The 23,286-nt window shown below is 47.1% G+C and carries 29 protein-coding genes; 23 read left to right on the top strand and 6 right to left on the bottom strand.

Annotation, left to right across the window (positions count from 1 at the left end; genetic code table 11):
• The first annotated feature begins 29 nt into the window (after window positions 1-29).
• Window positions 30-527: a prokaryotic membrane lipolipid attachment site family protein gene (locus tag ACM67B_RS07675; RefSeq protein ID WP_416190548.1), complete on the top strand. Its 498-nt coding sequence runs from the start codon at window positions 30-32 to the stop codon at window positions 525-527.
• Between the two features lie 50 nt (window positions 528-577).
• Here ACM67B_RS07675 and ACM67B_RS07670 read toward each other — a convergent pair whose 3' ends face one another.
• Window positions 578-955, bottom strand: coding sequence for a YkvA family protein (locus tag ACM67B_RS07670; RefSeq protein ID WP_416189125.1), 378 nt, complete (start codon window positions 953-955; stop codon window positions 578-580).
• Window positions 956-1,467: 512 nt separating this feature from the next.
• On the opposite strand from ACM67B_RS07670, the gene sdhC reads away from it, so the two are divergent.
• From sdhC to ACM67B_RS07590, 16 genes are all read left to right on the top strand, one after another.
• Window positions 1,468-1,845: a succinate dehydrogenase, cytochrome b556 subunit gene (gene sdhC, locus ACM67B_RS07665; protein ID WP_416189124.1), complete on the top strand. Its 378-nt coding sequence runs from the start codon at window positions 1,468-1,470 to the stop codon at window positions 1,843-1,845.
• The gene (gene sdhD / locus ACM67B_RS07660; RefSeq protein WP_416189123.1) at window positions 1,839-2,180 is read left to right on the top strand and encodes a succinate dehydrogenase, hydrophobic membrane anchor protein; all 342 of its coding nucleotides are present in this window, start codon (window positions 1,839-1,841) and stop codon (window positions 2,178-2,180) included. Before sdhC ends, sdhD begins: the two co-directional genes overlap by 7 nt.
• A gap of 2 nt (window positions 2,181-2,182) precedes the next feature.
• Window positions 2,183-3,946, top strand: a complete 1,764-nt coding sequence (gene sdhA, locus ACM67B_RS07655; protein ID WP_416189122.1) for a succinate dehydrogenase flavoprotein subunit — start codon at window positions 2,183-2,185, stop codon at window positions 3,944-3,946.
• 124 nt (window positions 3,947-4,070) lie between these two features.
• A complete protein-coding gene (locus ACM67B_RS07650; protein WP_095502133.1) occupies window positions 4,071-4,778 on the top strand; it encodes a succinate dehydrogenase iron-sulfur subunit in 708 nt (235 codons plus the stop codon).
• Between the two features lie 2 nt (window positions 4,779-4,780).
• Window positions 4,781-5,029 (top strand): succinate dehydrogenase assembly factor 2, encoded by a 249-nt coding sequence (locus ACM67B_RS07645; RefSeq protein ID WP_416190547.1) that lies wholly within the window; start codon window positions 4,781-4,783, stop codon window positions 5,027-5,029.
• Window positions 5,030-5,148: 119 nt separating this feature from the next.
• Window positions 5,149-6,432: a citrate synthase gene (gene gltA / locus ACM67B_RS07640; RefSeq protein WP_416189121.1), complete on the top strand. Its 1,284-nt coding sequence runs from the start codon at window positions 5,149-5,151 to the stop codon at window positions 6,430-6,432.
• A 204-nt stretch (window positions 6,433-6,636) separates the two neighbouring features.
• Window positions 6,637-9,465 carry a 2-oxoglutarate dehydrogenase E1 component gene (locus tag ACM67B_RS07635; protein ID WP_416189120.1) on the top strand — a complete coding sequence of 943 codons (2,829 nt, stop codon included), beginning with the start codon at window positions 6,637-6,639 and terminating at the stop codon, window positions 9,463-9,465.
• Window positions 9,466-9,556: 91 nt separating this feature from the next.
• Window positions 9,557-10,771 carry a 2-oxoglutarate dehydrogenase complex dihydrolipoyllysine-residue succinyltransferase gene (odhB, locus tag ACM67B_RS07630; protein ID WP_416189119.1) on the top strand — a complete coding sequence of 405 codons (1,215 nt, stop codon included), beginning with the start codon at window positions 9,557-9,559 and terminating at the stop codon, window positions 10,769-10,771.
• 52 nt (window positions 10,772-10,823) lie between these two features.
• A complete protein-coding gene (locus tag ACM67B_RS07625; RefSeq protein ID WP_416189118.1) occupies window positions 10,824-11,090 on the top strand; it encodes a hypothetical protein in 267 nt (88 codons plus the stop codon).
• A gap of 49 nt (window positions 11,091-11,139) precedes the next feature.
• Window positions 11,140-12,570 carry a dihydrolipoyl dehydrogenase gene (gene lpdA, locus ACM67B_RS07620; protein WP_416189117.1) on the top strand — a complete coding sequence of 477 codons (1,431 nt, stop codon included), beginning with the start codon at window positions 11,140-11,142 and terminating at the stop codon, window positions 12,568-12,570.
• A 74-nt stretch (window positions 12,571-12,644) separates the two neighbouring features.
• Window positions 12,645-13,112 carry a hypothetical protein gene (locus ACM67B_RS07615; protein ID WP_416189116.1) on the top strand — a complete coding sequence of 156 codons (468 nt, stop codon included), beginning with the start codon at window positions 12,645-12,647 and terminating at the stop codon, window positions 13,110-13,112.
• Window positions 13,113-13,213: 101 nt separating this feature from the next.
• Complete coding sequence (locus ACM67B_RS07610; protein ID WP_416189115.1) at window positions 13,214-13,501, top strand: hypothetical protein; 288 nt, start codon at window positions 13,214-13,216, stop codon at window positions 13,499-13,501.
• A 258-nt stretch (window positions 13,502-13,759) separates the two neighbouring features.
• Complete coding sequence (locus tag ACM67B_RS07605; RefSeq protein ID WP_095502126.1) at window positions 13,760-14,194, top strand: DUF883 family protein; 435 nt, start codon at window positions 13,760-13,762, stop codon at window positions 14,192-14,194.
• An 89-nt stretch (window positions 14,195-14,283) separates the two neighbouring features.
• Window positions 14,284-14,667, top strand: coding sequence for a phage holin family protein (locus ACM67B_RS07600; RefSeq protein ID WP_100563416.1), 384 nt, complete (start codon window positions 14,284-14,286; stop codon window positions 14,665-14,667).
• Window positions 14,668-14,681: 14 nt separating this feature from the next.
• Window positions 14,682-14,990: a hypothetical protein gene (locus ACM67B_RS07595; RefSeq protein ID WP_416189114.1), complete on the top strand. Its 309-nt coding sequence runs from the start codon at window positions 14,682-14,684 to the stop codon at window positions 14,988-14,990.
• Window positions 14,991-15,085: 95 nt separating this feature from the next.
• Window positions 15,086-16,180, top strand: coding sequence for a porin (locus ACM67B_RS07590; RefSeq protein WP_416189113.1), 1,095 nt, complete (start codon window positions 15,086-15,088; stop codon window positions 16,178-16,180).
• Window positions 16,181-16,273: 93 nt separating this feature from the next.
• Here the strand turns inward: ACM67B_RS07590 and cueR are convergent, their stop codons facing one another.
• Complete coding sequence (cueR, locus tag ACM67B_RS07585) at window positions 16,274-16,687, bottom strand: Cu(I)-responsive transcriptional regulator (RefSeq protein ID WP_416189112.1); 414 nt, start codon at window positions 16,685-16,687, stop codon at window positions 16,274-16,276.
• Window positions 16,688-16,793: 106 nt separating this feature from the next.
• Window positions 16,794-17,408, bottom strand: coding sequence for a CNP1-like family protein (locus ACM67B_RS07580; protein ID WP_416189111.1), 615 nt, complete (start codon window positions 17,406-17,408; stop codon window positions 16,794-16,796).
• 106 nt (window positions 17,409-17,514) lie between these two features.
• Between ACM67B_RS07580 and ACM67B_RS07575 the strand changes: the two genes are divergently transcribed.
• The 3 genes from ACM67B_RS07575 to pyrC are packed head-to-tail and all read left to right on the top strand — an operon-like array spanning window position 17,515 to window position 19,433.
• Window positions 17,515-17,739 carry a sulfurtransferase TusA family protein gene (locus ACM67B_RS07575; RefSeq protein WP_416190546.1) on the top strand — a complete coding sequence of 75 codons (225 nt, stop codon included), beginning with the start codon at window positions 17,515-17,517 and terminating at the stop codon, window positions 17,737-17,739.
• Between the two features lie 10 nt (window positions 17,740-17,749).
• The gene (locus tag ACM67B_RS07570) at window positions 17,750-18,340 is read left to right on the top strand and encodes an NMCC_0638 family (lipo)protein (RefSeq protein ID WP_416189110.1); all 591 of its coding nucleotides are present in this window, start codon (window positions 17,750-17,752) and stop codon (window positions 18,338-18,340) included.
• Window positions 18,341-18,398: 58 nt separating this feature from the next.
• On the top strand, window positions 18,399-19,433 hold the full coding sequence (pyrC, locus tag ACM67B_RS07565) for a dihydroorotase (protein ID WP_416189109.1): 1,035 nt from the start codon (window positions 18,399-18,401) through the stop codon (window positions 19,431-19,433).
• Between the two features lie 64 nt (window positions 19,434-19,497).
• Here the strand turns inward: pyrC and nusB are convergent, their stop codons facing one another.
• From nusB to ACM67B_RS07550, 3 genes are all read right to left on the bottom strand, one after another.
• Window positions 19,498-19,923 carry a transcription antitermination factor NusB gene (gene nusB, locus ACM67B_RS07560; RefSeq protein WP_373753905.1) on the bottom strand — a complete coding sequence of 142 codons (426 nt, stop codon included), beginning with the start codon at window positions 19,921-19,923 and terminating at the stop codon, window positions 19,498-19,500.
• 68 nt (window positions 19,924-19,991) lie between these two features.
• Window positions 19,992-20,477 (bottom strand): 6,7-dimethyl-8-ribityllumazine synthase, encoded by a 486-nt coding sequence (ribH, locus tag ACM67B_RS07555; RefSeq protein WP_416189108.1) that lies wholly within the window; start codon window positions 20,475-20,477, stop codon window positions 19,992-19,994.
• Between the two features lie 53 nt (window positions 20,478-20,530).
• Complete coding sequence (locus ACM67B_RS07550) at window positions 20,531-20,854, bottom strand: DUF2185 domain-containing protein (RefSeq protein ID WP_416189107.1); 324 nt, start codon at window positions 20,852-20,854, stop codon at window positions 20,531-20,533.
• A gap of 187 nt (window positions 20,855-21,041) precedes the next feature.
• Here ACM67B_RS07550 and rnc point away from each other — a divergent pair, with 187 nt between their 5' ends.
• From rnc to era, 3 genes are all read left to right on the top strand, one after another.
• On the top strand, window positions 21,042-21,758 hold the full coding sequence (gene rnc, locus ACM67B_RS07545; RefSeq protein WP_416189106.1) for a ribonuclease III: 717 nt from the start codon (window positions 21,042-21,044) through the stop codon (window positions 21,756-21,758).
• A gap of 12 nt (window positions 21,759-21,770) precedes the next feature.
• The gene (locus ACM67B_RS07540) at window positions 21,771-22,220 is read left to right on the top strand and encodes a DUF2489 domain-containing protein (RefSeq protein ID WP_416189105.1); all 450 of its coding nucleotides are present in this window, start codon (window positions 21,771-21,773) and stop codon (window positions 22,218-22,220) included.
• A gap of 111 nt (window positions 22,221-22,331) precedes the next feature.
• The gene (gene era, locus ACM67B_RS07535) at window positions 22,332-23,261 is read left to right on the top strand and encodes a GTPase Era (RefSeq protein ID WP_416189104.1); all 930 of its coding nucleotides are present in this window, start codon (window positions 22,332-22,334) and stop codon (window positions 23,259-23,261) included.
• Window positions 23,262-23,286: the final 25 nt, after the last annotated feature.

Raw genomic sequence — 23,286 nt, 5'->3', positions numbered from 1 at the left:
ATTTGGACTATTTGATGAATCTGATTATAATGACCCACATGAAAAAATATATCCCCCTCTTATTTACATTGGCGGCACTTGTCGGCTGTCAGTCTATCTACGTGCCCACTTTAAAAGAAGTGCCGGTAGGTTCAACTAATGCCCAAGGAACTGAGAAACCGGCCGCCGGTTTCCGTTTGGCTTCTAGTCATTGGTCGGATGTTTCCAAAATCCGTGACGAAGCTACACGCTTGAGCTATCAAGTCAGTCAAGGAAAGATGACTAAAGTACAGGCAGCGCAATACTTAAACCGCTATCGTATCCAATTGGTTGGTCGCAATTCTGTTGACGACAGTATGTATGAAGTGTATTTGCGTTCTGCTGTGGATAGCCAACGTGGTGAAATCACTACCCAACAATCTAAGTTGTATATTCAGAACGCTTTGCGTGGTTGGCAGCAACGCTGGAAGAGCATGCGTAGCAAACCAAGCAATCCGGCATTTACCAACTTCTTGATGGAAGTGATGAATATGTCGCCATTGCAATAATCTGATATAAAAAAAGGCCGTCTGAATTTCAGACGGCCTTTTTTTGTTGGTTATTTCTTACCTAAAATCTTATCCGTAGCGATGCGTGCTTGTTCACGAATGTCTTCAGTCAAATAAGCTTTCATTTGGCTGTAAACCAATGTGATCACGGCAATATCATCGGTGAATCCCAATGGCCCTAACAAATCGGGAATGGCATCAATCGGGCTGAAGAAATACACCAATGCGCCCAAGATAATCATCTTGGCTTGTTTGGGTGTATGAGGGGATTGCCACAAAAAATACAGCGCATAAAGCTGACGAACTACCGGTGCGCCCAATCTGCCTGCAAAACGGCCAAGCTTGCGCAAGAAACCGGGTTCATCGAGTTTTTTGCGTCTGAATTTTGGCAGATAGTCTTCAGGTGAAGCAGAGTTTGTGTCGTTCATAGAAAAGCCCTTTAATTGTTGTCATATATAGTATGTGTGTTTGGCCATTCTTCTTGTCTGATAAAACATTGGAACGGAATACCAAGGTCAGTATAAGAGATTGGATGATAAGATACGTCAACTCAATGCAGTTTTATGATAAGCAGCCAGAAAGTACAATCCTTAAGCAAGATTAAGATAACTGCCGTATTTAATTAATATCAAAATAATTTCCATTGCTCAGTATTATGTGGAAATTGAGCAGGTGCTGCCGACTGAATAAATTCAAATAAATTGAATGTTTATCTAAGGGGTGGCAATTTAGGTTGATATTATCAATTATCAGGCGAAAGGAGTAGTTAAAAAGAAATACGATAAAATTATTTTGTCTCTTTTTTGTAAAAATTTATTAGATTGTTTACAAATTGGACTGTTCAAATGGCGCTAAACCATGTAAATTATAGCAAGTGTAATTCATTGTAGTTTTGCGCTACCCAATTTTGAGAAGAAAATAAATTTCAGAGGAACAGACCATGTCCGCCAAACCACGTCCTGTCTTTCTAGAAATCCCTAATATTCGCTTGCCGATACCGGGGATTGTTTCTATTTTGCACCGTATCAGCGGTGTTGTTTTGTTTATTGCCTTGCCGGTATTGCTTTACTTGCTCTCAGGTACATTAAGTCAAGAATCAGATTTTGAAGCCTATCGTGCATTTGTTTCCAATCCGCTGGTGAAGCTGGCTTTGATTGGTTTGCTGTGGGCATATCTGCATCACAGTTTGGCCGGTATCCGCTTCCTGTTGTTGGATGCGCATAAAGGTTTGGAATTAGACACAGCCCGTAATACTGCTAAGCTGGTGTTTGTTGCTGCTTTGGTATTGACTGTAGTGATTGGAGCCTTGTTATGGTAGATCGTAAATTAACCGGTGCCCACTACGGTTTGAGAGATTGGGCAATGCAGCGTGCAACTGCTGTCATTATGCTGATTTATACTGTTGTGTTGATTGCGTTCTTGTTGGCATTGCCAAAAGAATACGCTGCATGGCAGGCATTTTTTGGCCAAACTTGGGTGAAATTGTTTACTCAAGTGAGCTTTATTGCTTTGTTCCTGCACGCATGGGTTGGTATCCGTGATTTGTGGATGGACTATATTAAACCGTTTGGTCTGCGTTTATTCTTACAAGTAGCTACCATCGTTTGGTTGATTGGCTGCTTGGTATATTCAGTTAAAGTTATTTGGGGGTAAGTATGAGTTTTCCTGTTCGCAAGTTTGATGCCGTGATTGTTGGTGGCGGTGGTGCAGGTCTGCGTGCTGCCCTGCAATTGTCTAAATCCGGTCTGAATTGTGCCGTATTATCTAAAGTATTCCCGACACGTTCGCATACTGTTGCGGCGCAAGGCGGTATCTCTGCTTCCCTGGGTAACGTGCAGGAAGACCGTTGGGATTGGCACATGTATGACACCGTAAAAGGTTCTGACTGGCTGGGCGACCAAGATGCGATTGAATTTATGTGCCGTGCGGCACCTGAAGCAGTTATCGAGTTGGAGCACATGGGCATGCCTTTTGACCGTGTAGAAAGCGGTAAAATTTACCAACGTCCGTTTGGTGGTCATACTGCTGAACACGGTAAACGTGCGGTAGAACGTGCTTGTGCAGTTGCCGACCGTACCGGTCATGCGATGCTGCATACTTTATATCAGCAAAACGTGCGTGCCAATACCCAATTCTTTGTGGAATGGACAGCATTAGATCTGATTCGTGATGAAGAGGGCGATGTGGTTGGTGTGACTGCGATGGAAATGGAAACCGGTGATGTGTACATTTTCCACGCTAAAGCAGTGATGTTTGCGACCGGTGGTGGAGGCCGTATTTATGCATCTTCGACCAATGCCTACATGAATACCGGCGACGGTTTGGGCATTTGTGCACGTGCAGGCATTCCATTGGAAGACATGGAATTCTGGCAATTCCACCCGACTGGTGTAGCCGGTGCCGGCGTATTGATTACCGAAGGTGTGCGTGGTGAAGGTGGTATTCTGTTGAATGCCAACGGCGAACGTTTCATGGAGCGTTATGCGCCAACCGTAAAAGACTTGGCTTCCCGTGACGTGGTTTCTCGTGCAATGGCGATGGAAATTTACGAAGGTCGCGGCTGTGGTAAAAACAAAGACCATGTATTGCTGAAAATCGATCACATCGGCGCTGAAAAAATTATGGAAAAGCTGCCGGGTATTCGTGAGATTTCTATCCAGTTTGCCGGTATCGATCCAATTAAAGACCCGATTCCGGTGGTGCCGACTACCCACTATATGATGGGGGGTATTCCAACCAACTATCATGGCGAAGTGATTGTGCCTAAAGGCGAGGAATATGAGTCAGTGGTTAAAGGCTTGTATGCTGCCGGTGAGTGTGCGTGTGCATCTGTACATGGTGCCAACCGTTTGGGTACTAATTCACTGCTTGACTTGGTGGTATTCGGTAAGGCAGCCGGTGACAGCATGATCGATTTCATTAAAGCGCAAGAAGGTTGGAAAGCCTTGCCGGAAAATGCCGGTCAATTGACTGCCCAGCGCTTGGATCGTTTGAATAACCAAACCGATGGCGAGAATGTTGATGAACTGCGTCGTGATTTACAGCGTTCTGTTCAGCTTCATGCCGGTGTATTCCGTACCGATGAAATCTTGAGCAAAGGCGTGAAAGAAATTTTGGAAATTGCCGAGCGTGTGAAACGTACTGAAATCAAAGACAAGAGTCAGGTTTGGAATACTGCGCGTATTGAAGCTTTGGAATTGGATAACTTGATTGAAGTAGCAAAAGCAACCTTAGTATCTGCTGAAGCGCGTAAAGAGTCACGTGGTGCACATGCTTCAGACGACCACCCAGAGCGCGATGATGATAACTGGATGAAACATACCCTGTATCATTCATTAAGCAATACCTTGAGCTATAAACCGGTACACACCAAACCGTTGACCGTTGATTATATCGAACCGGCCAAGCGCGTTTATTAATGTATCCAGTTTCAGACGGCCTTTTAAAGGCCGTCTGAAAAATATCAGAAAAATGACCCTACACCGACGGTTTGAAATTCCACAATTATTCATCAAGCCGCTCGTGAGAAAAGGAACACTTCTCATGGAAAAAGTAAGTTTCGAAGTTTACCGCTACAACCCTGATGTTGATGCGAAACCTTATATGCAGAAATACGAGTTGGAAATCGAGCCGACCGACGTAAAATTATTGGATGCATTGGTTAAGCTGAAAGCTCAAGACGATACCTTGTCGTTCCGCCGTTCTTGCCGTGAAGGCATTTGTGGTTCAGACGGCATGAACATCAATGGTAAAAATGGTTTGGCCTGTCTGACCGACATCCGTAGTCTGAAACAGCCGATTAAAATCCGTCCATTGCCTGGCTTGCCGGTTATCCGCGATTTGATCGTGGATATGACCCAATTCTTCAAGCAATATCATTCGATTAAACCTTACGTGGTGAATGATACGCCGATTGATTCAGATAAGGAGCGTTTGCAAACCCAAGAAGACCGTAAAGAGCTGGATGGTTTGTATGAGTGTATCTTGTGTGCGTGCTGTTCGACTGCTTGTCCTTCATTCTGGTGGAACCCTGATAAATTCGTTGGTCCATCTGGCTTGCTGAATGCATACCGTTTCATCGCCGACAGCCGCGATACCATCACCAACGAGCGCTTGGATGATTTGAATGATCCGTATCGTTTGTTCCGCTGTCATACCATTATGAACTGTGTTGACGTTTGCCCGAAACACTTGAATCCTACACGTGCAATCGGTAAGATTAAAGAAATCATGTTGAAACGAGCAGTTTAATGATGATGGTATTTGACGATATTGCAAAACGCAAAATCCGTTTCCAAACCCGCCGGGGATTATTAGAACTTGATTTGGTTCTCGGCCGGTTTATGGAAAGAGAATTTGAGCAATTAAATGATGAGGAATTGGCTGCATTTGTTGAAATTCTTGAATTTCAAGATCAAGACTTGTTAGCCTTGGTTAATGGTTATACACAAACCGAAAAAAACCATCTCATTCCGTTGCTTGATAGAATCAGACAGGCATAAAATAAACATAATCACAATGTCTTCATATCCAGTATTGTGAAAATGCTTAAGCCTGTTTGAATATAGACCGTGCTGTAAAGCAAAACGTATAAAAGCCCCATTTTACAAAGGAGCAGAGAATGTCTAAAACAGTAAAACTCAACACCCCAAACCAAGAGGCATTGGAGTTGCCGGTATTGGAGGCATCATTAGGTCATGATGTAATCGATATTCGTGCATTAACCAAACACACCGGTTTGTTTTCTTTCGACCCTGGTTTTGTATCGACTGCAAGCTGTGAGTCTAAGATTACCTATATCGACGGTGAAGAAGGTTTGCTTTACTACCGCGGTTATCCGATTGAGCAATTGGCAGAAAAATCCGATTATTTGGAAGTTTGCTATTTGTTGATTTACGGCGAACTGCCAAATGCGGAACAGAAAAAAGAATTTACCGATATCGTAAGCCACCACACCATGGTGCATGAGCAATTGACATGGTTCTTCCGCGGCTTCCGTCGTGATGCACATCCGATGGCGATGATGGTAGGTGTGGTAGGTGCGTTGTCTGCGTTCTATCAAGACAGCTTGGATATTGCTGATCCGAAACATCGTGAAATTGCGATTTATCGTTTGATCTCTAAAATTCCAACGATTGCGGCAATGTGTTACCGCTATTCAAACGGTTTGCCGTTTAACTACCCGAAAAACAACCTGACTTATGCAGAAAACTTCCTGCATATGATGTTTGCGACGCCATGTGAAGAATACAAGCCAAATCCTGTTTTGGCGCGAGCCTTAGACCGTATCTTCATTCTGCATGCTGACCACGAGCAAAACGCTTCGACTTCGACTGTGCGCTTGGCCGGCTCTTCAGGCGCCAATCCGTTTGCATGTATTGCAGCCGGTATTGCCTGCTTGTGGGGTGCATCGCACGGTGGTGCGAACGAAGCCGTTTTGAATATGCTGGACGAAATCGGTGATGTTTCTAACGTAGAAGCCTACATGGAGGGTGTGAAGCAGCGTAAATACCGCTTGATGGGCTTTGGTCACCGCGTTTACCGCAACATGGACCCACGCGCCAACATCATGCGTGAAACTTGCTATGAAGTCTTGAAAGAATTGGGTCTGGAAGACAGCCCTAAATTCAAATTAGCAATGGAATTGGAGCAAATTGCACTGAAAGATCCATTCTTTGTGGAACGCAAATTATATCCAAACGTTGATTTCTACTCAGGTATCGTATTGTCAGCCTTAGGTATTCCAACAGAGATGTTTACCGTTATCTTCGCCTTGGCGCGCAGTGTAGGTTGGATTTCTCATTGGCACGAAATGATCGGCGATCCGGCGCTGAAAATCGGCCGTCCGCGTCAATTGTACACGGGCGAAGACCGCCGTGATTTCGTACCGGTTGAAGAGCGTTAATTAGTTTATTAATAGATTGTTGATTTATATTTTTAAAGACTAAGAAGTCTGTTTGATTAGTTTGAGTGGTTTAAGACAAAATATCTACAGGCAGTTAGTTCGGAATAGGGTAGAATAAAGTGTCATCTTCAGACGGCCTGAACTCCGTTAAAGTAGCACAGAGTTCTACCCTTTATTTATATCTTAAAGAAAAGAGCACACGCCATGATGGACGAAAAACTCAATTTCTCTTATCTGTTTGGTTCAAATGCCCCTTATATTGAGGAGTTATACGAAGCTTTCTTGGTTGACCCAAACTCAGTAGAAGATAAGTGGAAGCAATACTTTACTGACTTAACCAAGCTGCCGGGTGCAACTGATATAGATGTTGCCCATGCACCGATTCGTGAATCATTTGCCAATTTGGCTAAGACGAAATCAACAGCCGCTATTGCAGGCAGTGTTGATGAGGCCATGTTGAAAAAACAGGTTGGCGTGTTGCGCATGATTTCTGCTTACCGCATTCAAGGTGTTGGTGCGGCGCAATTGGATCCGTTAAAACGTATGCCGCCAAAATATTTGGAAGCATTGGATCCTAAATTCCATGGCTTGACTGATGCCGATATGGCAGTGAAGTTCAGTATGGGTGAAGGCGATTTCGACGGCCAAGAAAAAATGGCTTTGTCTGAAATTGTGCAAAACTTGAAACAAACTTATTGCGGTCATTTGGCGATTGAATATATGTATATTCCGGAAACCGAAGAGCGCCGTTGGATTCGTAATTACTTTGAAAGCGTGCTGTCTACACCACGCTATACCAAAGAGCAAAAACAATATTTATTGAAGCAGCTGACTGCCGCGGAAACTTTGGAGCGTTACCTGCATACCAAATATGTTGGTCAAAAACGCTTTGGTGTGGAAGGTGGTGAAAGCGTGATTGCCGGCTTGAATTACCTGATTCAAAATGCCGGTAAAGATGGCGTAGAAGAAGTGATTATCGGTATGGCGCACCGTGGCCGTCTGAATGTGTTGGTTAACACTTTGGGTAAAAAACCCGGTGACTTATTTGCCGAGTTTGAAGGCCGTGCCGAAATCAAACACCCAAGCGGTGACGTGAAATACCACATGGGTTTCAGCTCGGATATTGCTACACCAAACGGCCCTATGCACGTTTCATTGGCCTTTAACCCGTCACACTTGGAAATCGTAAATCCGGTGGTAGAAGGTTCGGCTCGTGCAAAACAAGAGCGTTTGGGTAAAAACGGTCAAGAAAAAGTGCTGCCGGTGTTGATTCACGGTGACTCTGCATTCATCGGTTTGGGCGTCAACCAAGCGACATTCAACTTATCGCAAACCCGTGGTTACACCACTGGCGGTACGGTTCACATCGTGATCAATAATCAAATCGGCTTTACCACTTCTGATACCCGCGATGTCCGTTCTACCGTGTATTGTACCGATGTGGCGAAAATGGTTTCTGCACCGGTGATCCATGTTAACGGTGATGATCCGGAACGTGTATGTTTTGCCATCCAAGCAGCTTTGGATTATCGCAAAACCTTCAAAAAAGACATCGTCATTGATGTGGTATGTTACCGCAAATGGGGTCACAACGAGGGAGATGACCCAACATTAACCCAGCCGATGATGTACAAAAAAGTTGCCCAACATCCAGGTGTTCGCGCCATGTATGTTGAAAAATTGGTAGCTGAAAATATGATCACTGAAACCGAAGCTGATGTTTTGGTACAGGCTTATCGTGATGCATTGGATAAAGGTGAACATGTGGAACAAACCACATTGAGCAATTTCCAACGCACCAGCATCGATTGGAGCAAATACCAAGGCAAAGACTGGCGTGAAGATGTGGATACCAGCCTGCCTGCTGCCGATATCCAACGCTTGGCCGATAAATTTACCAATATTCCGGATAACTATACTCTGCATGCCAATGCTAAGCGTGTGAATGAAGCGCGTAAAGCCATGGCTTCAGGTAAGCAGCCGATTGACTGGGGTATGGCCGAAACCATCGCCTATGCCAATTTGGTTACCAAAGGCGCGGGCGTACGTATTTCCGGTGAGGACTCAGGTCGTGGTACCTTCTCACACCGTCATGCAGTGATTCACGATCAAAAACGTGAAAAATGGGACGATGGTGCTTATGTGCCATTGCGTAACATGGGCGAAGGCGCGGCTGACTTCTTGGTGATCGACTCAATCTTGAATGAAGAAGCGGTCATGGCCTATGAATACGGTTTTGCTTGCTCGGCACCGGATAAATTGACTATTTGGGAAGCCCAATTCGGTGACTTCGCCAACGGTGCGCAAGTGGTAATCGACCAATTCTTGTCATCAGGTGAAACCAAGTGGGGTCGTTTGTGTGGTTTGACTACCATCCTGCCGCATGGTTATGATGGTCAAGGCCCTGAACACTCATCGGCTCGTTTAGAGCGTTGGTTGCAATTGTGTGCCGAACACAATATGCAAATCGTGATGCCGTCTGAAGCGTCGCAAATGTTCCACTTGTTGCAACGTCAAGTATTGAGCTCTTATCGTAAGCCTTTGGTGATCTTCATGTCGAAACGTCTGTTGCGCTTCAAAGATGCCATGAGCCCGCTGTCTGATTTCACTGAAGGTTCCCGTTTCCGTCCGGTGATTGAAGATAAAGCCGAACGCAGCAGCAATGACAGCGTGAAACGCGTGATTCTGTGTGCCGGTCAGGTTTACTATGATTTGGCTTCAGGCCGTGCTGAGCGCAAGCTGGAAGACGATGTAGCCATTATCCGTGTAGAGCAGTTGTATCCGTTCCCGGATAATGAGGTGAAAGCAGAATTGGCGAAATATCCGAATGCCAAACAAGTGGTTTGGGCACAAGAAGAGCCGCAGAACCAAGGCGCGTTCTACCAAATCCGCCATCGTTTGGAAGCCGTGATTGCCGAAGACCAAAAACTGTCTTACGCCGGCCGTCCAAGCAGTGCATCGCCTGCAGTAGGTTACATGAGCAAACACGTTGCCCAATTGAAGCAATTAGTTGAAGACGCATTGAATGGCTAATTGAAGAGAGAAACGCCTACGGTCTGATTCAGGCCGTAGGAATAAGAACACATCACAAGGCCGTCTGAAAAACGGCAAACCGGAGACTAAAATGATTATTGAAGTAAAAGTGCCAATGTTGTCTGAAAGCGTATCGGAAGGTACCTTGTTGGAATGGAAGAAGAAAGTGGGCGAAGCAGTTGCCCGCGATGAAATTTTGATTGAAATCGAAACCGATAAAGTGGTTTTGGAAGTGCCTTCTCCACAAGCCGGTGTATTGGCTGAAATCATCGTTGGCGATGGCGAGACTGTTGAAGCCGATCAAGTATTGGCGCGTATTGATACCGAAGCTGCTGCGGCGCAACCTGCTGCTGCGGCGCAACCTGCTGCTGAAGCTGCACCTCAAGCCGAAGCTGCCGAAGCGAAACCAGAAGCTGCTGCGCCTGCTGCAGCTGCACAAACCGGTGCGCCTGCTATGCCGGCTGCTGCCAAATTGGCTGCTGAAAAAGGCGTAGATGTGAATTCAGTTCAAGGTTCAGGCCGTGATGGTCGTGTCTTGAAAGAAGATGTGCAAAATGCTGCGGCTAAACCTGCTGCCGCTGCCAGCGCCCCAGTTCCTGCCGGTGCCCGTCCTGAGCAACGCGTTCCAATGAGCCGCTTGCGTGCCCGTGTGGCAGAACGTCTGTTGGCTTCTCAACAAGAAAACGCCATCTTGACTACGTTCAATGAAGTCAACATGAAACCAATCATGGACTTGCGTGCGAAATACAAAGACAAATTCGAGAAAGAACACGGCACTAAATTGGGCTTTATGTCTTTCTTCGTAAAAGCCGCGGTTGCTGCGCTGAAGAAATACCCAATCGTGAATGCTTCTGTTGATGGTAATGACATTGTTTACCACGGCTTCTTCGACATCGGTATCGCCATCGGCAGCCCACGCGGTTTGGTGGTGCCAATCTTGCGTGATGCAGACCAAATGAGCATTGCTGACATTGAAAAAGCCATCGTAGATTACGCAGTGAAAGCCAAAGACGGTAAAATTTCTTTGGATGATTTGACTGGCGGTACCTTCAGCATCACCAACGGCGGTACTTTCGGTTCGATGATGTCTACCCCAATTATCAACCCGCCACAATCTGCCATCTTGGGCATGCATGCCACTAAAGAGCGCGCTGTGGTTGAAAACGGCCAAGTTGTGGTTCGTCCGATGATGTATCTGGCCTTGTCTTACGACCACCGTATCATTGACGGCCGCGAAGCGGTATTGACCTTGGTAGCCATTAAAGATGCCTTGGAAGATCCGGCTCGTCTGTTGTTAGATCTGTAATATATTCAGACGGCCTTTAAGGCCGTCTGAAAGCATGTTGGGTGTCGTAAACATGAAGAAAACATTGATTATTTTATCTGCGCTGGCTTTATCGGCGTGTGCTACTTTTTCCGGCAAGGAATATTCGATGAATGCTTATAATGCACAAGGTAAGCAGCTGAATAAAAAATTTGAGCTCGATAGCAATAAAGCGGGCATTCAAATGGCGCGTCAATCGCTTTGCCAAACCTATCCGAATGCCACTATTCGTGTTTACAACAACATCACACGCATGGAAGTGAAGGAATTCAGTCCTTATTCATGCCGCCACAAACGCTAGGCATCACTTCTTTTTCAGCACATTCTTTTTGAAGGACAAAGGATTTCAAATGTCACAATATGATGTAGTAGTTATCGGTGCGGGCCCTGGTGGTTATGTTGCTGCCATCCGCGCTGCACAATTGGGTTTCAAAACAGCCTGTATCGATGCAGGCGTGAACAAAGCAGGTGATGCACCTGCCTTGGGTGGCACTTGCTTGAACGTAGGCTGTATCCCATCAAAAGCCTTGTTGCAATCTTCAGAGCATTTTCATGCTGCGCAACACGATTTTGCCGAACATGGCATTACCGTGGGCGACATTAAATTTGATGCCGCTAAGATGATTGAGCGCAAAGACGGTATCGTGAATAAATTGACCGGCGGCGTAAAATTCCTGTTCCAAAAGAATAAAGTCGACAGCTTGTTCGGCTTGGGTTCGTTCAAAGGCAAAAATGGCGATTTGTACCAAATCGAAGTGGACAATAAAGGCGAAAAAACCGTTGTTGACGCCAAACACGTGATTGTGGCGACCGGTTCTGTGCCACGTCCGTTGCCACAAGTTGCCATTGATAACGTGAATGTATTGGACAACGAAGGCGCTTTGAACCTGACTGAAGTACCGGCTAAATTGGGCGTGATTGGTTCCGGTGTGATCGGTTTGGAAATGGGCTCGGTATGGAAGCGTGTGGGTTCGGAAGTGACTATCTTGGAAGCCGCGCCGACTTTCTTGGCTGCTGCCGACCAGCAAATTGCCAAAGAAGCGTTCAAATTCTTCACTAAAGAACAAGGCTTGGAAATTGAATTGGGCGTGAAAATCGGCGAAATTAAAGCCGAAAAAGGCGTGACTGTTCAATACGAAACCGCTAAAGGCGAAGCCAAAACCGAAACCTTTGATAAATTGATCGTGGCCATCGGCCGCGTTCCGAACACCAACGGTTTGAATGTTGAAGCTGTGGGCTTGGAAAAAGACGAGCGTGGTTTCATCAAAGTAGATGGCGATTGCAAAACCAACCTGCCAAACGTTTGGGCAATTGGTGACGTGGTGCGCGGCCCGATGTTGGCACACAAAGCCAGTGATGAAGGCGTGGCCGTGGCTGAACGCATTGCCGGTCAAAAACCACATATCGACTTCAATAATGTGCCATTCGTGATTTACACCGACCCTGAAATTGCTTGGGTTGGCAAAACCGAAGAGCAATTGAAAGCTGAAGGCGTTGAATACAAAAAAGGCACTTCAGGTTTCGGCGCCAATGGTCGCGCATTGGCCATGGGCAAAGCCAAAGGCACCATCAAAGTATTGGCTTGCGCCAAAACCGACCGCATTTTGGGCGTACACATGATTGGCCCGGTAGTGAGCGAACTGGTATCTGAAGGCGTGACCAGCTTGGAATTCTCAGCCAGCAGCGAAGACATCGCCCGCATCATCCATGCCCACCCGACCTTGTCGGAAGTGTTGCATGAAGCAGCATTGGCTGCCGACAAACGCGCTTTGCACGGCTAATTGCTGAAGTGTTTAAAATGCCGTCTGAAAACGTTTCAGACGGCATTTTTTAATGAACAATGGGGAAGGAGATAATGAGCCTGATAAAATTAGCCATGTGTGTATTGTTTTGTATGAGCATGGTGCAACCTGCATGGGCAAATCAAAATTTAGCCCTCAGCCATAACCTGACATTATTTGCATGCCAGACCAAAGTCGGTGAAAAAATCAGCCTGAAAAGTTTGCGCCAAGCAAATGGTTATGTATTGTCGTTTCATGCCGGAAAATATATGGCTGAGTCCGCAGTGGGTTCTGCCTATTTTGCTTACACATCCAATTCAGAAGCGCTTAGTTTTGAAGCGGGCAAATACATTTATGAAATGGCGCAATTTCATGATGGAGATGCCAGCGTGACGATTACGTCTAGCCAAACTGGTAAGGAAATCCAATACTATGAATGTTGGGACGATTTGGATATGCGCTTAAACCGTATTTCGCCGCATTATTTTAAGCCCTATACCGATGAATGGGAAAACCGTTTGCAGCGCCGATTTTTAAAATAAATCACTCTCTTTCAGACGGCCTTATTCGGGCAAACCAATAAAGCAGGGCATGGTAAAATCTTCTATAATGGCATATTGATTTTTTCAGACGGCATTAAGCGATGAATAAAGAATTACTCGGGCTGATTTTCTTACCGACCGGCATTATATTGATGTGTGTGGCCGCAGTTTTTCAGCTGTATGTGATGATGACCGAAACCTATACGCTCAACCGCTATAAAGACAAAGCCTTGGTCTGGCGCGTGGCGGTGTTGTTTTTGAGTTTCAGTTTGGCGGTGTATTGGCTGTGTCCGAATGCGCGTAAAAAAGGCGTGGTGTTTTTTATCTTGGGTGCAGGCGGCGCATTAATGTATGCTTTGGCGCGTGTGTGGCTGCCTTTTAATCGCTGATGAATATGAGAGGCCGTCTGAAAATAGGGATTTCAGACGGCCTTTTTTAATGGTCATTTTTAAGCGCACAACAGAATAGCCGATTTCAGCTACGTTCGCGAAATCATTTTTAAAAACTTTTCACATTAAATTTGAATCATTCAAAATCTAACAATCTTTACAAGAATTCAAATTATCTTTATGGAAATTGTCTTGTAAGTGGATGTAGTCATCACTATACTGAAAGCACATCAAACGAACACGCAAAGGAGCGTAACAATGAAAAAACATGATTATGAAACTCGAAAAGAAGCTCTGTTGAAAGATATTCGTGAAGTAATGAATGATGTAGAAGATTTGTACAATGCAGGTGCGGAAGCAACGACTGAAGAAGCCAAAGAGGCCAAAGCAAAATTGCAAGAAAAATTGGATGCTGCTAAAGACCGCCTGACCAAGTTTGAAGCTGAAGCTGCCGAGCGTTTGCGTCACCATGCCGAACAAGCACGCGACAAATACGCTGAATTTGAAGCTGAAGCAAGTGAGCGTTTCAAAGAAGGCAAAAAACGCTTCGCAGAATTTGAAGCCGAAGCCGGAGAACGTGTGAAACACCACGCCCAACAAGCTGATGAAGCCGTACGCGATAAACCTTATTACGCAATGGGCTTTGCCGCATTAGCCGGTCTGGTGGTCGGTGTATTGCTGAACCGCCGCTAATTGCGAATGAATAGGCCGTCTGAAAGGTTTCAGACGGCCTTTCTATTTCACACGCTTGAAACAGAATAAAGTTGAGAAAGGGAAGAGAAATGAATCTCAAAGAGAATATCCAGCATACCAAATTACTATTCAACCAAGGTATCGATTTATTGATGCTGCGCCTGCAGTTGCTGAATCTGGATTTAGCCGCACAAGCGGGCAATGCCGTGCGCAGCGTGATTTGGTTGGTGATTTCAGCCATATTGCTGTTGGTGGCGTTGATTAGTTTGCTATTCGGTTTAAACCGCGTATTAACTGATCAGCAAGCCATTTGGACATTTTTCGGCATCACCGGCTTGAGCCTGCTGATTATCGTCATCGCCTGCGCCCGTATTATTGGTAGCTGGAAAGGCCAAAACAATCGCATCGGCAATACATTAAAAGACATTCAAGCCGATATTGCCTACCTGCGTGGTCAAATCAACGAAGAATAACAAGGAGAATCACCATGAACCAACAACAAAAAGAAACCCGCGAACTGCTGGAATTGGAAATCAAATTAGCGCGCTTGAAAGTGGCTGCTTCTTATTTGAAACAACGCAAACTCAAAGAAATCCGTGCGCAAAAATCGGCTGAAAATGAAGCCATGCTTTACCGCTTGGCTGATTTTGGCAGCAGCTTTGCCGCATCATCGACCAGCTTGTTGTCGAAAACATCGTATTTACCTTTGCCCAAGCCTTACCGCTATGGCGCCATATTTGCCTTGTTTGCGCTACAAGCGTGGCAAAACCATTTAAAGCAAAGTCAAAATAAATAAAAACGCCTATCGTTTTAAAAAATATTGTCTTTAAAGTGAAAATTCATTAAGATAGCGGGGCTGGTTTAACCATATTTTTGAAAAGGGAGATTTTCATGCAAAAAACCATCCTCGCACTCACTTGCGCCGCATTTTCATGCGGCGTTTATGCCGATGTGACCTTATACGGCCAAATCAAAAGCAGCGTCAGCACCAGCCAAGTCAAAATTAAAGGCGACGCCGGCACTGAAAAAAGCGCAACTTCAACCCGTATTAACGACAATACGTCACGCATCGGTTTCAAAGGCAAAGAAAAATTAAGCGATGATTTGACTGCTATTTGGCAGTTGGAGCAACGTGCTTCGATTTTGGGGCAAAGCAACAGCCAAAAATGGGGCAACCGTGATTCGTTTATCGGTGTGGAAGGCAGCTTCGGTAAATTGCGCGCCGGTAATTTGAATAATATGCTCAACGAAATGGATACCATCGATACATGGATGTGGAGCCATACCGCAACAGGCTTGGGTGTGTTTACCCGCACCGGTTCGCGCAATGTATCGGTTCGTTACGATAGCCCTTCATTTTCAGGCTTCCAATTCAATGCGCAGTACGCACCGCGCGATAACCAAGAATCGAAAGAAGGAAAACGTGGACAGGACCAATATACTGCCGGTGTGAGTTACAGTAATCCTGAATTTTTTGCCAAGCTGGCCTACAATTTGCGTAAAAAACCGATTGGCACTCAAGATGGTCAAGTGGTTCGTTTGGAAACTGCCTATGATGCCAATAATGTATTCGTGGGCTTAGGTGCGCAATATGCCAAAGCCAACGAAAGCGCCAACACTTATCTGGCTAACTTCACCGATGGTTTCAACACCTACAACGGCAGCAACATTACTGCCGATGCAGGCAAGGAAGAAGCTGTAAAAGTGATTGATGCTGCCGTAACCGCAGGCTACAACTTTGGCAACTGGCGTCCGCGCATTACCTACGCACACGGCTGGCCGGCTAAAGGCGTGGATAGCGGCGAAAAATTGGTGGATAAATTCGACCAAGTTATTGTCGGCGGTGATTACCGCTTCAGCAAACGCACTTCTGCACGCGGCCAAGTCGGCTACCTGCGCGTAGGCAATAAAACACGCTTAACCGTAACCGATAAAGGCAAAGTAGAACAAGCAGCCGCATCTTTGGGCTTGCATCACCGCTTCTAATATTGTGCATGAAATAACCTGCCTGAGTTATTTAGGCAGGTTTTTTGTATTTTTATTGGCTGATAAAAAGTAGTCACTTTCAGGCCGTCTGAATCAGCCATGACAAGATGTTTTAACCGTATTTTCCGAAAGCTGCTCAATAATCGCACATTCGGGATCATCATTGCCTTGGCAGCAATCGTGCCAAGATTGCAGGGTAGCCGTCATGCTTTGCAGTCGGCTGATTTTTTCTTGTAGCGTGGCGATGTGTTCCGCCACCAATTGCTTCACTTGTGCGCTGGTGCGTTGTGGGTTATGTTTGAGCTGCAATAAAGTCTCGATTTGCGCTAATGAAAAATCGACATCACGCGCGTGTTTGATAAACATCAGCGTGTCTAAATCTTTTTCCTGATATTGGCGGTAGCCCGATTCGCTGCGTCCGGCTGCCGGAATCAAACCGATTTTTTCATAATCGCGAATCATTTTGCTGCTCAAGCCCGAGCGCTTGGCGATTTCACTGATGTTCATGGGCGTCAGTCCTTCAAATGTTTTAAACTTGATATGAGGCCGTCTGAAAAAATTCAAAGTGAAAGGCCGTCTGAAAGTCGAAAATCTTTCAGACGGCCTGTTTAGTTTATTTATTGGTATTGATCAAACTTGTTTTATGACGGCCGGCGCGTTGTTGCAAGCGCTCAATCAAGCCTTCTACCGTATTCGGCGCACCATCGACACAAAATGCGTTATAAAGCACGCTGCGCAATTCGTCGTTGCGGCTCATTGCACCGCCCATCGGCTTCCAATCCGCATTGCGCGGTTTAATCCAGCGGTTGTTCACCGAATCGCCATAGCCGAATACTTTATACGAAGAGCGTTTGTCGCCGCCATAATTGAAGCTGGAGCGGGCGCAGAAAATACCTTCGGCAGTTAGGTTATCGTAACCTTGCGAAGACTGCGTGTTCAAAATATAGCGGATGCTGGTGTCAGGCGAGGGCATGATTTGCAGGCTGCTCAATAGAATTTTCGGCTGCTTGGCATAGGTTTCACTCACATAAATATCAAACCAATCGCCTGATTTAGTGTCCGGCAGGGCAGGTAAATCGGCTTCGGCTTCTTTAAACTCGCGGGCGGCTTTTTCTTGTGCGCTTTCTTGGTAGCGGCTGTTGACCAAAGTGTCTTTATCACTTTTGGGAAAGGCAAAAGCAGAAGGGGCGGCCAAAGCCATCATAACCAGCAAACTGATGCGGCGCATAACGCTCTCCATGATGAAAATATTCTGCATTTTAGGGTTTCGAAAGCGCAGGTGCAAGCAAGTCAGGTATAATTAACCTAATATTTAACCAGATTAAACGCAAACCATCATGACCCAAACCTTAGACGTAACCGGCTTGAAATGCCCGATGCCGATTTTACGTGCCAAAAAAGCCTTGGCACAAATGCAAGCCGATGAAGTATTGACCGTATTGGCCACCGATCCGGGTGCGCCGGGCGATTTTGAAGCCTTCTGCCGCCAAACTGGCCATGTTTTATTGGAATCGACTGAAAACGAAGGTGTGTTTACCTTAGTGCTCAAACACAAATAGGCCGTCTGAAATGCAGAAAACCTTATGGTGTGTCGCGTTATTGATGTTGGCTGCTTGCGGCGGCGAAGAATTGTCGCCCAAGCAAAAAGAAGAGCGCGCGCAAGAAGCGGTAAAGCTTTTTAACGAATCCTGCGTGGTGTTACGTGGCGAACCTGCTCAAGTGGCCGCGTGGGCGGGTGCACAAAATGCGCAAGCCATGAACAAAGACGATGTCAAAAAACTGCCGTTCGGCATGATGGAACTCGACTGGAACGCCGCTTGGAAACTTGAGAAAAACCAAGTGGCCTATTATCTCAGCCTTGCGCCGGAAAGCTGCAGCATCAAAACCGAAAAAGCCGATGAAAACATGGTACGCCAGCAATTCATGCAATTGGTCGAGCAAGCGCCGCAGGGCTTGAACCATGAACTGCGTTCTGAAAAATCCACGCAATCGCCGTTTCCTTTCCGCCAGCTTTCTTATGCGTGGCGCGAATCAGGCAGCCCGGAAGAATGGGTGCTGACGGCTAATACATCGCCATCGGAGCAGTTGCCCGCACAAGCCGCATTATATTTTACCCATCAGATTTATCATTCCAAACCCGTATTGAACCAAACGAACTGATTTTCAGACGGCCTGAATAAAAGGCCGTCTGAAACCGAACAAGCAAAAGGAAACCATCATGCAAACCCTGACCATTATCCAGCCGGACGACATGCATTTGCACCTGCGCGACGGCGATGCACTCAAAGCCGTAGCCCCTTTCACCGCCCGCCAAATGGGGCGCGCCGTGATTATGCCTAATCTGAAACCGCCGGTGGTCAGCGTGGCCGATGCCTTGGCCTACAAGCAGCGCATTCTCGATGCCTTACCTGAAGGCGGCACTTTCGAGCCGTTGATGACGCTATATCTCACCGACAAATCCACGCCTGAGTTGGTGCGCGAAGCCAAAGCCGCCGGCATTGTGGCCTTCAAACTGTATCCGGCCGGTGCCACTACCAATTCCGATTCCGGCGTAACCGATTTGTTCAAACTGATTCCTGTGTTGCAGGAAATGGCGGCGCAAGACATGCGTTTCTTGGTGCATGGCGAAGTCACCGATGCCGAAATCGATATTTTTGACCGTGAAGCCACCTTTATCGAGCGCGTGATGAAGCCCGTTTTGCAGCAGGTTCCCAATTTGAAAGTGGTGTTTGAACACATCACCACTGCCGATGCCGCCCGCTTAGTACTGGAAGCCGGCGACAACGTAGCGGCCAGCGTGACCCCGCAACATCTGCTGCTCAACCGCAACGATTTACTGGTCGGCGGTGTGCATCCGCATCATTTCTGCCTGCCGGTGTTGAAACGCGAAACTCACCGCCAAGCCTTGGTTGCCGCCGTTACCGGTGACAAAGCACATAAATTCTTCTTGGGCACCGATTCCGCACCACATGCCAAATCCGCCAAAGAAAATGCTTGCGGCTGCGCCGGTATGTTCAGCGCCATGACCGCCATCGAGCTTTACGCCGAAGTGTTTGAAAATGCCGGTGCGCTTGATAAACTCGAAGCTTTCGCCTCTAAAAACGGCGCACGTTTCTACGGCTTGCCGGAAAACAAGCGCACCATCACTTTAGTCAAACAGGAGCAAACTGTTCCTGAAAACGTGCCTTACGGTGATGAAGTATTGGTGCCGATGCGCGCAGGTCAAACCGTGGCTTGGTCGGTGCAATATTGATAGCTATGTAAACAAAAATGCCGTCTGAAAAGTTTCAGACGGCATTTTTTATACGCTAAAACAATTAACCGCGTTTCGGATCATCCGGACGCAATTGCACGGCCAGGCGGTCGAGGATGCCGTTGACGAATTTGTGGCCGTCGGTGCCGCCAAAAGTTTTGGTCACTTCAATGGCTTCATTGATGATGACCGGATACGGTGTTTCCGGCATGGCAGATAATTCGTGGCAGGCCATCAGCAATACGGCGCGTTCGATGGGGCTTAAGTCTTTTTCGTCGCGGTCGAGCAGCGGGCGGATGCGTTCCATGTATTCGGTGGCGTTGGTTTTGGTGCCGAAGAATAATTTGGTGAACAATTCTTGGTCTGCTTTTTCAAAGTCGGGCAGGTCTTGAATGTTTTTGGCCACTTCAGGGGCGGCGGTGTTGTTGATGTTGGATTGGTACAGCGCTTGTACCGCAAGCTCGCGGGCGCGGCGGCGTGGTGTTTTCATGGGGATGTCCTTATAAAAGGTTTCAGACGGCCTGATCGGTGATAGGCCGTCTGAAACAAAGCGTCGGATTATTCTTCGTCTTCTTCTGCGTCGAATTGGTTTTCGAGCAAACGGTTCACCAAGTTGGCCATTTCTACAGCAACTTTGGCGGCATCAGATGCTTTTTCTTCAATGCGGGCAACGGCCTGTTCGTCGTTTTCGGTGGTGAGAATGGCGTTGGCAATCGGGATGTTGTAATCCAAGCCGACACGGGTCACGCCGGAGCCGGATTCGTTCGACACCAATTCAAAATGGTAGGTTTCGCCGCGAATCACCACGCCGATGGCGATCAGGGCATCGAATTGCTCGGATGAAGCGAGGTTCATCAAGGCAATCGGCACTTCCAGAGCGCCGGGTACGGTTGCGATGGTGATGTTGTCATCGGGCACGCCCAGTTCTTGCAGCGTGCGGCAGCAGACTTTCAGCATTTCGCCGCCGATCTCGTTGGTGAAACGCGCTTGCACGATGCCGATGCGCAGTTGTTTGCCGTCTAAAACGGGTTCGATGATGTTCATGTTTAATCCTTTAAAAGTGGTTTCAGACGGCATGTATGAGGCCGTCTGAACAATTAATCTTTAGGCTGCCAATCGGCAACAGCTTGAAATTTGCCGTCTTCGTTCAATTCCCACGCGCTGCCTTGCGGTTGGGTGAGCAGGGCGACGATGTCGGGGTTGTTTTTGGTGATGTCCGACATGCTGCACACGGTGAAATTATCCGGATTGTCAGTGTATTCGTCGCTTTCTTCGCCGGTGAAGAAACGCCAGCCGCTGTCGTTTTCAAACACCGGTTCTTCGCGGTATAAAAAGCCCACGGCTTGGCCTTGCTCGGTCACGGTTTTGGTGGCGATGCAGCGGTCGAGCGCAGTTTGCAGGGCTTGGGCAAAAATATTCATAAGGTTTGGCTTCTCAGTGATATGGAGGGGATTTTACACGATTCGGCTGTTTTTCGCACTTGCTATCGCCCATGAAATGTGGGGATTGATGTTACAATAGGCCGTCTGAAAACCAATCAGCCTTAAAGTGTTTGCATATTTTTCGCGGAGTATGGAAACCCATTCGGGCTGCGCATAAAGGAAACCGATGAAATCCGATGTATTGAAGCAGCAGGCGCACCAAAGAATCCAGCAGCATTTGGGTTATGCGTTCAGCCGTATCGAATTATTGCAGCAAGCCTTGACCCACCGCAGTTTCAACGCAAAACACAATGAGCGCTTTGAATTTGTCGGCGATGCGATTTTGAATTACACCATCGCTAAAATGTTGTTTGATGCCTTTCCGAAATTGACCGAAGGCGAGCTGTCGCGATTGCGTGCCAACTTGGTGAACGAAGGCGTGTTGGCCGAAATCGCTTTAGAAATGAATGTCGGCGACGGCTTGTATTTAGGCACGGGCGAACTCAAAAGCGGCGGTTTCAGACGGCCTTCCATCTTGGCCGATGCCATGGAAGCCATGTTCGCCGCGGTGAGCTTTGATGCCGATTTTGCCACGGCGGAGAAGGTGGTGCGCCATTTGTTTGCCAGCCGAGTGAAATCCGTCGATTTCAAAAATCAAGGCAAAGACAACAAAACCACGCTGCAAGAAGCCCTGCAAGCCCGCCGCTTGGCCTTGCCGAAATACCGCATCGAAGAGCAAATCGGCACAGCCAACGACAGCCAATTTGTGATTTCCTGCGATTTGGGCGAGCTTGGTTTCATCTGCAAAGCGCAAGGCGTCAGCCGCAAAACCGCCGAGCAGGAAGCCGCCGCCGAAGCCTTAAAATGGCTGGAACAAAAATTCCCGATGAAGCGCAAAAAATAAGGGTGAGGCCGTATGAAATTTCTGATGATAATCGGCATGTTGGTGATTGTGGCCATGGCCGCGTATGCTGCTTATTTGTGGTTGAAAGTGTACCGCCAAAAGCAGCAAGCCGAACAAGCCCAAGACGAGCGCCGCCGCAAACTCGCGCAAAGCATAGACTTGATTGCCATGGCGATGGTGCAAGGGCAGTGCAATTTATCCGAAGGCGTGTTGCGGTTGAAACCCTTAATCGAATCTGCCGGTTTGGATTTCGACAACTATCCGGCGATGAACAAGCTGCATGATGTGGTGGCCGATATGCCGATTTTGGCCGAACGCCGACAACTCAAGCGCAACGAGCGCATGAAGTTAGACCTCATCCGCGAAAGCAGCGAAGCCGAGCTTGAAAGCGAAATTGTCGCCGAAGCCGTAAATATGCGCCAAGCCGTGCAAGCGTGGTTGCCGAAACAGGCAAATCAATAAGCTAGCCGTTTAGTTTTCAGACGGCCTCTATGCCAAAATGAATCAATATATTTTTCAGACGGCCTGTTTTATCAATAGGCCGTCTGAAAACCAAAAATACGAAAGAAAAACATGGACATCGAAACCTTTTTAAACAACGAATCCCAGCGTAGCGAAGGCTACCGCTGCGGCTTCGTGGCCATTGTTGGCCGACCGAACGTGGGCAAATCCACTTTGATGAACCACTTAATCGGCCAAAAAATCAGCATTACCAGTAAAAAGGCCCAAACCACGCGCAACCGCGTAACCGGCATTTACACCGACGACACCGCGCAATTTGTGTTCGTCGATACCCCCGGTTTCCAAGTCAATCACCGCAACGCCTTAAATGACCGCCTGAACCAAAACGTAACCGAAGCCTTGAGCGGTGTCGATGTGGTGGTATTTGTGGTGGAAGCCATGCGCTTTACCGATGCCGATCGCGTGGTGCTGAAACAATTGCCGAAACACACGCCCGTGTTGTTGGTGGTAAATAAAATCGATAAAGACAAGGCCAAGGATAAATACGCGCTGGAAGCCTTTGTGAACGAAGTGAAAGCCGAATTTGAATTTGCCGGGCACGAAGTCGTCAGCGCAAAACACGGTTTACGCATTGCCAATTTGTTAGAGCAGCTCAAACCTTATCTGCCCGAAAGCGTACCCATGTATCCCGAAGACATGGTAACCGATAAATCCAGCCGCTTCTTAGCCATGGAAATCGTGCGCGAAAAACTGTTCCGCTACTTGGGCGAAGAATTGCCTTACGCCATGAATGTGGAAGTGGAGCAATTCGAGGAAGAGGAAAGCGGCCTTTACCGCATTTACATCGCCGTATTGGTGGATAAAGACAGCCAAAAAGCCATCCTCATCGGCAAAGGCGGCGAGCGACTCAAGAAAATTTCGACCGAAGCCCGTTTGGATATGGAAAAATTATTTGATACCAAAGTATTCTTAAAAGTGTGGGTGAAAGTGAAATCCGGCTGGGCAGACGATATTCGCTTCTTGCGGGAATTGGGTTTGTAAGATGGGTATAGGCCGTCTGAAAATG

Origin of the sequence: Neisseria sp. CCUG17229 (assembly GCF_047839235.1) — a bacterium.
Taxonomy (GTDB): domain Bacteria; phylum Pseudomonadota; class Gammaproteobacteria; order Burkholderiales; family Neisseriaceae; genus Neisseria; species Neisseria brasiliensis.
This window is presented reverse-complemented; position numbering and strand designations above follow the sequence as displayed.